A 10,164-nucleotide genomic window follows, 5' to 3' on the forward strand; every position below is an offset into this window, starting at 1 on the left:
AACACCCGCCCCACGATCATCCCGCCCACCACCCCAAAAACACCAAACACTCCAGCGATTACCAGACTCCCAATCAAGTCGACACTGAATGGAGACAACACCACAAGGCAGTAGCCTAAAATCAACCGCCAACCACTGTCCGAAAAACCTATATCACTCCAAGGTGCCTCCATGGCATGGCGTGAGCTGGGACGAGGGCCCCCGGCAGGGGCGAGGTCCGCAGCGGCTCAGGGGGTTCTGGGCAGCAGGAGGACTTCGGCTCGGTGCCCGGACGTGGTGAGCTTCCTGTCGCACGTGACGAGGGGCGCGTCCAGTGCCTCAGCCAGAGCGACGTAGGTGGCGTCGTAGCTGGTGAACTGGGGCCTGAGCTGCCAGACGCGGCTTCTCAGGGGCTCGAGATCGTGACGTTGAATGGTGAATGACCAGTAGTCGTCCAGCGCTTGCTCTGGCCTGTCCTGCGTGAGGACTCGGCCGAGCTCAAGACCGCGGAGGACCGACATGACCTCCACGTCCAACAGATGCGGCGCATGAATCTCTCCGCCCAGCGCATCGATGAGCTCTGGAGCAGGGTGCGCTCCGACCAGCGCCTCGACCATGGCGGAAGCGTCGAGGACAATCATCGGCGGGACGACTCCAGCTCGTCGAGGATGCGTTGGGTGGTTACGTCGTCCGACCGGTCGCGGGCGCGAAGACGATCGGCAATCTCGGCATTGGTCGGGCGCGAGGCCAGGCGGCAGAGCTGAGCGTTCACGTACGCGGACAACGACTGCCCCTGCGCCGCGGCACGGGCCTTCAAGACCTTGGCCACCGAATCGGGAACCTCACGAATGTAGAGCGTTGTCATGCACACTATGCTAGCACTCTGCAAGCGATCAAGCTCGGGGTCTCCACCGAAGGGCATCATTGATGCCAATCTGATCTGGGCGATGAACCAATTTTGGTCATCCCTGTTCCCGGCATGTCGGCCGACGAGCCTTCGTCGGCTGCACCGTCGAGCACGCCGGGACGCTGGTGAAGCATCGATCAGGCGTCGACTCCCTCTCCGGTGCCCGGTTCGTGGCCCACGCGCCCGGTACTGGGCACCGTGGTGGCCGCGCATTCACGTCGCGCATTTGGGTCACCGTGCTTGCGCAGCATGCGGTCAGTGCCGGATCGCGGCGACGGCCTCCACCTCGACGAGCTGATCGTCGTAGCCCAACAGGGTGACCCCCAGCAACGTGCTCGGCCACGGCGTCGACGGCGACAGCCCGGCCGGAGTCGCAGGCGGCGAGGATCATGCGCCTGGAGACCGAGAACGCGGTGCTGCGGGCCGAGCAGGCCAAGCTCGCCGAGGAGCGGGACATCCTCCGTCAGGCGGCGAAGTATTTAGCCGGGGAGACGAGCTGGTGAACCGCTTCCAGTTCGTTGAGGACCACAAGGGCGCCTGGGGCATGAAGCGGTTGTGCGAGGTCGTCGAGATCGCGAGGTCGTCGTTCTATGCGTGGCTGGCCGCCGCGCCCGGACGAGCCGCCAGGGCGGCGGCGGACGCGGCGTTGGCGGCGCGGATCCGGGTACTGCAAGACTCACAGCAGGGCGGGGTCCGGGCGTCGGGCGCGCCGCGGATCACCGCCGACTTGAACGAGGGCGCCGCCGAGGGCGAGCGGGTCAACCACAAGCGCGTCGCGCGGGTGATGCGCGAGCACCGCCTGGCCGGGATCCGGCTGCGCAAGCGCGTGAAGACGACCATCCCGGACCAGTCCGGCCGGAAGTTCCCCGACCTGCTCGGACGTGAATTCACCACGGGCGAGCCGGGCCGCCGTTACGTCGGCGACATCACCTACCTGCCCATCGAGGACGGCACGAACCTCTACCTCGCGTCCTGCATCGACCTGGGCTCGCGGAAGCGGCATAACCAAAATGACACCGTGTCCAAAAACCGGGGTCAAGCCCCGCGGACGCGACCCAGGTACACGAATATTTGAAGGGGACGGTGTTCTGTGGCCAGTGCGGGTCGCGGCTGCTGTTGTGCCATGCGAGAAGTGGCCGGGGCCGGATCTACCCGTATTTCGCGTGTTCGGCACGGCACGCGGGCAGGGGGGACTGCACCCCGGCAGGCGATGCTGATCGAGCAGGTGGAGCGGCTTGTTGAACGGTTCTACGAGACGGTTCAGATCGATCCGGAGACCCGGCAGGCGCTGTCGGGGATGTTGCATGCAAGGTTCGATCAGATGATGGCCGAGGGTGCGGCGGAGCCGGCTGATCTGGCGGCCCGCCGGACTCGCTTGGAGGACGAGCAGCGCAAACTGTTGCAGGCCCACTGCGCGGGTACGGTCCCGTTAGAGTTGCTGAAGCGGGAACAGGACCGGATCATCGGGTCGTTGGAGACCATCGGGTACCGGCTGGCCGCGCGTCACGGGCATTATTCGGACGCGCGGGCGAACCTGGACGACTCGTTGCAGCTGCTGGCCCGTGTCGGTGACATCTACGCCCATGCCGATGATGCGAACCGTCGGCTGTGTAATCAGGCGTTGTTCAAGGCGATCTACATCGACGAGGACAACGACATCCGGGTCGGCTATCGGACTCCCTACGACGGGCCCGCCGACACCGATCTGCAGCCCGACGCCCTGACCTGGGCCGCCCAGGCACGAAAACAAAGCCAGGCTGGAACCCCGACCAAGGGTGGTCCCTTGGTGAGGAGTTCACACCCGACCCCATCTGGGGTGGATGACGAGACTTGAACTCGCGACCACCTGGACCACAACCAGGGGCTCTACCAACTGAGCTACATCCACCATCACACCACCTGCGCACAGGCAGCTCGCTCATTTTAGCCGACCCCGACTCGCGCCCCAAATCCGGTTTCGCGTCGGATCGGCAGGGCCGGGATCAGCGGCCCTCGCGGCCGAAACCGGTGACGCTGCCCTGATACCTGGCCGCGATCGCCTTGGCCTCCTCCGCGGTGGGGCCGGGCTCGGGCACCATGACCGCCTCGCGGAAGTACTTGAGCTCCTCGATCGACTCCATGATGTCCGCCAGGGCGCGGTGGTTGCCGTTCTTCTCGGGCGCGTTGAAGAAGACGCGCGGATACCAGCGGCGGACCAGCTCCTTGATCGAGCTGACGTCGACGTTGCGGTAGTGGACGTGCCCCTCCAACTCGGGCATGTCCTTGAGCAGGAAGCTGCGGTCGGTGCCGATGGTGTTGCCGGCCAGCGGGGCCCTGCCGGGCTCGGGCACGTACTCCCTGACGTAGGCGAGCACCTGTTCCTCCGCCTGGCGCATCGTCGTCGTGCAGGCCTTGAGATCCTCGAGCAGCCCCGACCTGGTGTGCATCTCGGTGACGAACTCGCCCATATGGGCCAGCGCCGCGTCGCCGGCCCGGATGACCACATCGACGCCCTCGCCCTGAATGCTCAACTCGCCGTCGGTGACCAGGCAGGCCACCTCGATGAGCTCGTCGTGGGCCAGGTCGAGCCCGGTCATCTCGCAGTCGATCCACACCAGCATGTTGTTGCTCACGTCGGCCAACTCTAGCCTCGTAGCCCGGCCCCGGGCTCAGACCCTGGTCTCGGTCCTGTGCGGCACATAGCGCGAGAGCCACCAGGTGCCGGCCAGCCCGATGGCCCCCACGGCCAGGGCGCTGGCCGGCAGGCCGGCCGCTGCGGCGACCGCGCTGACGACGAGCGGGCCGATCGCGGTGCCCGAGTCGGCGAACAGGCGCCAGCCGGCCAGGAACTGCGAACGGCCGTACGTGGGGGAGACGTCGGCGCCCAGAGTGATGACGATGCCCGCCGAGACGCCATTGCCCAGGCCGAGCAGGGCCGCCACGAGCGCGATCGTCAGCGTCTGATGGGTCGACGGCAGCAGGAGCAGGCCGATGCTCATCGTGGCGATGGCCGGCAGCGTCACCCAGCGGCGTCCGAGGCGGTCCATGATGAGGCCGCCCGGGAAGAAGAAGAGCACGTCGAGGCCCATCGACATGGAGTAGACGAGGCTCGTCGTGGCGGCCGGAATGCCATGCGCCTCGCACCACAGCGGGATGATCGTCTGGCGCACCGCGCGGATCAGCTGCAGCGCCAGGCAGCCCACGCCGAGCGTGAGCAGCACGCGGCGGTTCGTGCGCAGCACCGAGAGGGTGCGCGCATGATCGGCCCTGCTGCGCTGCCTTATGGCTTCCAGGCCGTGGCCCTCGCCGGGCAGGTCGGGCATCGTCAACGTGAAGATCGCCGCGATGAGCGACATGCCGGCGGCGAAACCGAAGGCCGTGGTCAGGTTCCACCGATTGATGATGGCCGCCGCGGCCAGCGGGCCCGCGAACCAGCCGATGCGCATGACGCCGCCGAGCGTGGACATGGCGCGGGCCCGCCACCCCAGCGGGATGCGCTCGGTCAGATAGGTCTGCCGGGCCAGGCCGAACACCGCGCCGGTCAGGCCGTGGCAGAAGACGGCGCCGGCCAGGACCGGCAGGGAGTGCGAGCAGAAGACGACAGACATCACGGCCGCGTCGACGAGGCAGGCCAGGACGATCGAGTACTTCTCGCCGACGCGGTCGGTGACGAACCCTGCCGGCAGGTCGCCGATCACCTGGGCGATGCCGGTCAAGGACGTGATGAATGCGGCCACCCCGACGCTCGCCCCCAGGGCACGGGCCTGGATGGCGATCAGCGGGATGACGGCGCCGAAACCGACCGAGGCGAGAACGGTGGGACCGTAGACCGCGATGAGCGTACGGGTCCAGCGCTGCCGCGCCTGTTCTTCTGCCACGGGACCCCATGATCCCACCTGCCGCCGGGGCCGGGCGCCCCGCGCCGGGGAACGGCCCCTCATGCGGACGCCGACGGGCCGGTTCCCGTGCCAACTAGAATGCATCGCAGCAGGGCCCGGTAGCTCAGCGGATAGAGCAGCAGCCTTCTAATCTGTCGCGCGTGGGTTCGATTCCCACCCGGGCCGCCCCTGGGGCGGGGCACCCGATCGGTAGTGCCCCGCCCCGTCGCGTCCGGGGCCGATGGCCCCTGAGGATTCCCCGGGACGGGCCCGTGCGCGGATGCGCGCCGGCCGGCCACCGGCGGCGCCGGGTAATCTTGGCCCGTGTCCATGCAGCTGCCCGCACCCGCACCTTCCGAGCGTCGGGACGACTCGGTCGCCCGCGAGCGCCGAGCACGCAGAATCGCGGGTCTTCCGCGCCCGGTCGAGCCGGGGCTGACGGGCTGGCGGCGCTTCCGCCGCAGCCCGCTCAACTGGCTGACGGTCGCGTTCTTCCCGCTCTGCGCGCTCCTGCTGTGGCTCACCTACCGCGTGTACGCCGTGACGATCACCACCTCGGTCGGCGACTACACCGAGCAGCAGACCGGCACGCGCTCGGCCCCCACCCCCGCTCAGTTCAACGAGGCCCTGTGGAAGTGCACGAGGATGGCGCTCGTGACGCTCGCCATCGGCTTGGTCTTCTACCTCCTCATCGACCGCCTGCGTCCCACGACGCTGCGTCTGAAGGCCGTCGCACTGGCGTGGGGCGGGGCGGTGGCCGTCTACGCCTCAGCCGTGATCAACACCTGGGCGTCGATGAGGGTGACCGCCGACGAGACCGACGAGCTGGGCAGCGTGCGCGCCGCCATCTTCATCGCCCCCTTCACCGAGGAGGCGGCCAAGGCGACCGTTCTCTTCCTGCTGGCAATTCTCGTGCGGCACAGATTCCTGTCGGCCATCCAGATGGTCACGATGGCCGGCCTGTCGGCGGTCGGTTTCGCCGTCGTCGAGGACATCGTCTACTACATCCGCATGTACCTGTACGGCTCGCTCGTCTACGGCGTCGACGCCGACGAGTCGCTGAGGCAGATCTTCTACCTGCGCGGCCTGCTCACCTGCTGGGGCCACCCGCTGTTCACGACCTTCACCGCCATCGGCGTGGGCGTGGCCATGCGCAACCGCAGCAAGCTCGTCCGCGTCACCGCGCCGCTGGCCGGCTACTGCTTCGCCGTGTGCGCGCACATGGGGTTCAACGGCACCCAGTCGATCGGCGTCAGCACGATGATGCTGCTCGCCGTCGGCGCCTTCCTCATCATCTTCCTGCTGCTGCGCTACTTCCGGCTGGTGCTGGCCGAGTCGCGCCAGGTGCGCGCCCGCCTGCAGGACTTCGTCTCGAACGGCTGGCTCGGCGAGCACGACCCGATCGTGTTCAGCCGCTATCGCAGGCGCCTCAAGCTGATCTGCGCCGCCGCGCTGCGCGGTCCGCGCTGCCTGCTCGCCACCGTCCGCCTCATCCACGACATGTCCGAGCTCGCCCAGGTGCGCATGGGCGTCGTCAACGGCTTGGTGGACGGCGCCGCGGTCGAGCGCGAACGCGAGCTCCTCCTGCGCATCCGCTCCCTGCGCGGCCGGGCCCTCGACGACACCGACGGCCTCACGATCAAGCCTCCCAACTGGACGTTGCAGAGCATCAGGGGCTGGGTCGGCGCCCACCTGCCGCGCCGCCGCCCGAGGACGCCCGTCTTCGCGCCGCCCCCACCCTCGCAGATCCCCGTCGGGGCCCCTCGGAGATAGCCTGGTACTCCCCGCTGCGCGTCATCGCACCGTCGACGGGAGCAGGCGCCTCCCGGCCCGGGCCGGTCGGTGCCGCCCGTGCGGATCCGACCCGGGTCCGAACCGCCTGCGGCGGAGGGGAGCGGAGAGGAATCTGCATGGGTGCCGCTGAACTCGCCGGTGCGCTGAGGGCCCTGCGCGGCGCGCTCGAGTCCGTCGAGCCGCCCCTGTCGGGTCCCTCTGTCGAGCAGCAGCGTGCGCGGTGCCGCGCCCTGCTCGACCAGCTCGATGACTACGTGCTCCCGCGCCTGGGCAGCCCGGAGGCGCCGATGCTGGCCGTCGTCGGCGGCCCCACCGGGGCCGGGAAGTCCACGCTGGTGAACTCGCTCGTCGGCCGCGGGGTGTCCCGCTCGGGCGTCATCCGCCCCACGACGACGAGCCCGGTGCTCGTCTTCAACCCCGTCGAGCAGGACTGGTTCGCCGATGAGCGCATCCTGCCGGGTCTGGCCCGCACCGACGTCGGCTCGACCGGCAGTGGCTCCGTCCGGCTGGTGCCCGAGCCGAGTCTGCCCAGGGGCCTGGCGCTGCTCGACGCCCCCGGCATCGGCTCGGTCCCGCAACCGAACCGCCGGCTCGCGGCCCGGCTGCTCCGGGCCGCCGACCTGTGGCTGTTCGTCACCTCGGCCGCCCGCTACGCCGACGCCGTGCCGTGGCGTTTCCTCGCCACGGCCGCCGAGCGCGGCGCGGCCGTCGCCGTCGTCTGCAGCCGGATCCCCCCGGCCGGCATGCAGCTGGTGCCCGGTGATCTGGCGCGTCTGATGAGCGGGCGCGGCCTGGCCGAGTCGCCGCTGTTCGCCGTGCCCGAGACCGTCGTCGACGAGGCCGGGCTGCTGCCCGATGCGGCCGTCTCGCCGATCCGCGCCTACCTGGCCGCGCTGACGACCGACCGCCGGCGCCGTGACGGCGTGATCGCCCGGACCCTCGACGGCGCCATGCGCGTCATGGCCGAGCAGTCCCGCGAGCTCGCCGGTGCCATGCGCGAGCAGAGCGACATCGCCGATCGGCTGCGGCGCGATGCCGGATCGGCCTTCGACGAGGCGGCTCGCGTCGTCAGCTCCCGCTCCGCCGACGGCACCCTGCTGCGCGGCGAGGTGCTCACCCGCTGGCAGGACTACATCGGCACGGGCGGGCCCGCACGCATCATCGACGACAGGATCGGCTGGCTGCACGACCGCATCACCGCCATGTTCAGGGGCGAGCCGACGCGGGCCGTCCAGGCCTCCATCGCCGCTGGATCGGGCTTGGAGGCGCTCATCATCGAGCAGGGCCAGGCGGCGGCGGAGCGTGCGGGAACCACCTGGCGCGCCAACCCGGCCGGGCGCGTGATCATCGCCGCCCATCCCGGCCTGGCAGGGGTGTCCGAGGATTTCGATGAGCGCGCCCGCGGCGTCGTCCGCGACTGGCAGGCCGATGTGCTCGACCTCGTCACCGGGCAGGGCAAGGGCAGGCGCACCACCGCGCGCATCGCTGCGGCGGGCGTCAGCGGCGTCGGCGCCGCGCTCATGATCGTCATCTTCGCTCGCACCGCTGGCCTGTCCGGCGCCGGCATCGATATCGCCGGCGGCACCACTGCCGTGGCGCGGCGCCTGCTCGAATCCATTTTCGGGGACGGGGCGGTGCACCGCCTGGCCGGTACCGCCAGGGAGCGCCTGGACTCGCGCGTCAGGCACCTCATGGCCGACGAGTCCCGGCGCTACCGGTTGCAGCTCGAGGAACTCGGCCTGGACGGGTCCGTCGCGGCCCGTCTCGACGAATCGATCGCCGCCGCCGAGACCGCCCGCGTCGGCGGGTTGCCCGGCCCGGCCGAGGCCCCCGCCGACGCCGGGGGCGCCGGCGCCCCCGTGGCTGCCGAGATCGTCGATGGGGCAGGGGGACGCCCATGAGCATCGGAGCAGGACGCAGACGAAGAGCCGCGCTCGCCAGGCTGAGCGAGCGCATCGGCGCCCTGACCGAGGCCGCCGCCCTCAGCGAGGGACGCGTCGAGGACGGCGTCGTCGAGCGCGCCCGGGGCATCGCCGAGCGGGCCGATCAGCGCCTGGCCCTCGGCGAGGGCAATACGATCGTCGCCCTGTCCGGCGCCACCGGATCGGGCAAGTCCAGCCTGCTCAACGCCCTGTCCGGCGCTCGGCTCGCAAGGGACGGCGCGCGGCGCCCCACCACGAGGCGCGCCATGGCGGCGTGCTGGGGCCCGGCCAATCCCGACGAGCTCCTGGACTGGCTCGGCGTGCCGGTGCGTATGAACATGGGTCCCAGCAAGGACCTTGACGGCCTGGTGCTGGTCGACCTGCCCGACAACGACTCGATCGAGCACGAGGACAAGCTCGAGGTCGACCGCCTGATCGACCTGGTCGACATGGTCATATGGGTCGTGGACCCGCAGAAGTACGCCGACGCCGCCCTGCACGAGGGCTATCTGCGGTCGATGGCCGACCATGCCGATGTCATGGTCGCGGTCCTCAACCAGGTCGACCGTCTCGCGGCGAGGCAGCTGGCCCAGACCGAGAGCGATCTGCGCGGGCTGCTTGATGCCGAGGGCCTGCACGGTGTGCCGCTGCTGTGCACCTCGGCGCTCACCGGTACGGGCGTGGACGATCTGATCGGTCTCCTGGCCGGGACGGCCAGGGCCAAGCGGGCCGGCCCGGCCCGCCTCGACAAGGACGTCACCTCGGCCGCCGTGGCGCTGTCGGAGGCCATCGGCGCCGACGTCCCCACCCGGGTCGATCCCGATCGGGCGAAACAGCTGGATGCCGCACTGGCCCGGGCCGCCGGCGTCGGGCGCGTCGGCGAGGCGGTGTTCACCTCGATCAGCCGTCGCGGTCAGGCCGCCACGGGCTGGCCGGTCGTCTCATGGGTGCAAAGGCTGCGCCCCGATCCACTGCGTCGCCTCCGGCTGGACCCGACTGCCGGGGCGGAAGGGGGCGTCCCCGGGGACTCCGAGCCGACGTGCATGAGCCGCGCCGGCCTGCGGATCGCCACCGGTGGTGTCGAGCAGGCCCGCGTCGATACGGCGCTGCGAGCCATCGGCGACGACTCCTCGTGCGGACTGCCGCAGGGCTGGGCCGATGCCGTGCGGTCCGCTTCGAGGGGGCGGGCCGGGCGACTGCCTGCCGAACTCGACAGGGCCGTGGCGAGTGCCGATCTGGAGCTCGCCAGGGGCCAGTGGTGGTGGAGGCCCGTGCTGTTCCTCCAGTGGCTGCTCCTGGCCGCGGTCGTCGCGGGGCTGGGTTGGCTGGGCATCAACCTGCTGCTCGCCCGCCTGGGGACGGGCGCGGTCCCGGTGCTGATCTGGTGGGGCATTCCGGCACCGGTCGTGCTGGCGGACGGGGGAGCGGTTGCCGGCATCGTGCTCGGCGTCCTCGCCCGGTTCGGCGTGGTCGCAGGCGCCCATGCCACTCGGCGCAGAGCCATTGGCGCCCTCATGAACGCCGTATCGGAAGTCTCCGGTCAAGCGGTCATCGGCCCCATCGAGGCCGAGCTGGAGCGCCACCGCGACGCGCTGGCCGCCGTGCGGAGGGCGATCTCGGTCTCCTAGCCACGGGCCCGGTGCCATCGACCCGGCTGGGTTTTCCACAGGTGGTGTTCGGTTCTTTCCGGGGCTCGGTGCCGCGT

General features: G+C 70.3%; 9 protein-coding genes, 2 tRNA genes and 1 pseudogene. 7 read left to right on the plus strand and 5 right to left on the minus strand.

Annotated features, from left to right (window positions below; genetic code table 11):
* Positions 1 to 227 precede the first annotated feature (227 nt).
* Together R2N01_RS09935 and R2N01_RS09940 are read right to left on the minus strand one after the other, a co-directional pair.
* Complete coding sequence (locus R2N01_RS09935; RefSeq protein WP_316670723.1) at positions 228 to 620, minus strand: type II toxin-antitoxin system VapC family toxin; 393 nt, start codon at positions 618 to 620, stop codon at positions 228 to 230.
* Entirely contained in the window at positions 617 to 844 is a 228-nt protein-coding gene (locus R2N01_RS09940) for a FitA-like ribbon-helix-helix domain-containing protein (RefSeq protein WP_316670725.1), read from the minus strand. Before R2N01_RS09940 ends, R2N01_RS09935 begins: the two co-directional genes overlap by 4 nt.
* A 410-nt stretch (positions 845 to 1,254) precedes the next feature.
* Between R2N01_RS09940 and R2N01_RS09945 the strand changes: the two are divergent.
* From R2N01_RS09945 to R2N01_RS09955, 3 genes and pseudogenes are all read left to right on the plus strand, one after another.
* Positions 1,255 to 1,883 (plus strand): annotated as a pseudogene (locus tag R2N01_RS09945) (IS3 family transposase); the annotation flags it as partial.
* Positions 1,884 to 1,969: 86 nt separating this feature from the next.
* Positions 1,970 to 2,128, plus strand: a complete 159-nt coding sequence (locus R2N01_RS09950; protein ID WP_316670728.1) for a hypothetical protein — start codon at positions 1,970 to 1,972, stop codon at positions 2,126 to 2,128.
* A complete protein-coding gene (locus R2N01_RS09955; RefSeq protein WP_316670731.1) occupies positions 2,097 to 2,720 on the plus strand; it encodes a hypothetical protein in 624 nt (207 codons plus the stop codon). The genes R2N01_RS09950 and R2N01_RS09955 overlap by 32 nt, the downstream gene beginning before the upstream one ends.
* Here the strand turns inward: R2N01_RS09955 and R2N01_RS09960 are convergent.
* The 3 genes from R2N01_RS09960 to R2N01_RS09970 form a co-directional block, all read right to left on the minus strand.
* Positions 2,699 to 2,774: transfer RNA gene (locus tag R2N01_RS09960), tRNA-His, on the minus strand. The genes R2N01_RS09955 and R2N01_RS09960 overlap by 22 nt on opposite strands.
* A 94-nt stretch (positions 2,775 to 2,868) precedes the next feature.
* On the minus strand, positions 2,869 to 3,486 hold the full coding sequence (gene orn / locus R2N01_RS09965) for an oligoribonuclease (protein WP_316670743.1): 618 nt from the start codon (positions 3,484 to 3,486) through the stop codon (positions 2,869 to 2,871).
* Positions 3,487 to 3,534: 48 nt separating this feature from the next.
* Positions 3,535 to 4,743: an MFS transporter gene (locus R2N01_RS09970; protein ID WP_316670734.1), complete on the minus strand. Its 1,209-nt coding sequence runs from the start codon at positions 4,741 to 4,743 to the stop codon at positions 3,535 to 3,537.
* Positions 4,744 to 4,856: 113 nt separating this feature from the next.
* On the opposite strand from R2N01_RS09970, the gene R2N01_RS09975 reads away from it, so the two are divergent.
* The 4 genes from R2N01_RS09975 (at position 4,857) to R2N01_RS09990 (ending at position 10,087) form a co-directional block, all read left to right on the plus strand.
* Positions 4,857 to 4,929, plus strand: a tRNA-Arg gene (locus tag R2N01_RS09975).
* Between the two features lie 144 nt (positions 4,930 to 5,073).
* Entirely contained in the window at positions 5,074 to 6,516 is a 1,443-nt protein-coding gene (locus tag R2N01_RS09980) for a PrsW family intramembrane metalloprotease (RefSeq protein WP_316670744.1), read from the plus strand.
* 137 nt (positions 6,517 to 6,653) lie between these two features.
* The gene (locus tag R2N01_RS09985) at positions 6,654 to 8,438 is read left to right on the plus strand and encodes a GTPase (protein ID WP_316670737.1); all 1,785 of its coding nucleotides are present in this window, start codon (positions 6,654 to 6,656) and stop codon (positions 8,436 to 8,438) included.
* Entirely contained in the window at positions 8,435 to 10,087 is a 1,653-nt protein-coding gene (locus R2N01_RS09990) for a GTPase (protein ID WP_316670741.1), read from the plus strand. Before R2N01_RS09985 ends, R2N01_RS09990 begins: the two co-directional genes overlap by 4 nt.
* The last annotated feature ends 77 nt before the right edge of the window (positions 10,088 to 10,164 follow it).

It is taken from the genome of uncultured Propionibacterium sp. (genome assembly GCF_963539965.1).
Taxonomy (GTDB): Bacteria; Actinomycetota; Actinomycetes; order Propionibacteriales; family Propionibacteriaceae; genus Propionibacterium.

What these genes read in the sequence shown, in the direction of transcription:
- orn (WP_316670743.1), bottom strand. Translation starts at nt 3,486, where the DNA reads ATGCTGGTGTGGATCGACTGCGAGATGACCGGGCTCGACCTGGCCCAC.
- R2N01_RS09955 (WP_316670731.1), top strand. Translation starts at nt 2,097, where the DNA reads ATGCTGATCGAGCAGGTGGAGCGGCTTGTTGAACGGTTCTACGAGACG.
- R2N01_RS09980 (WP_316670744.1), top strand. Translation starts at nt 5,074, where the DNA reads ATGCAGCTGCCCGCACCCGCACCTTCCGAGCGTCGGGACGACTCGGTC.
- R2N01_RS09940 (WP_316670725.1), bottom strand. Translation starts at nt 844, where the DNA reads ATGACAACGCTCTACATTCGTGAGGTTCCCGATTCGGTGGCCAAGGTC.
- R2N01_RS09990 (WP_316670741.1), top strand. Translation starts at nt 8,435, where the DNA reads ATGAGCATCGGAGCAGGACGCAGACGAAGAGCCGCGCTCGCCAGGCTG.
- R2N01_RS09935 (WP_316670723.1), bottom strand. Translation starts at nt 620, where the DNA reads ATGATTGTCCTCGACGCTTCCGCCATGGTCGAGGCGCTGGTCGGAGCG.
- R2N01_RS09985 (WP_316670737.1), top strand. Translation starts at nt 6,654, where the DNA reads ATGGGTGCCGCTGAACTCGCCGGTGCGCTGAGGGCCCTGCGCGGCGCG.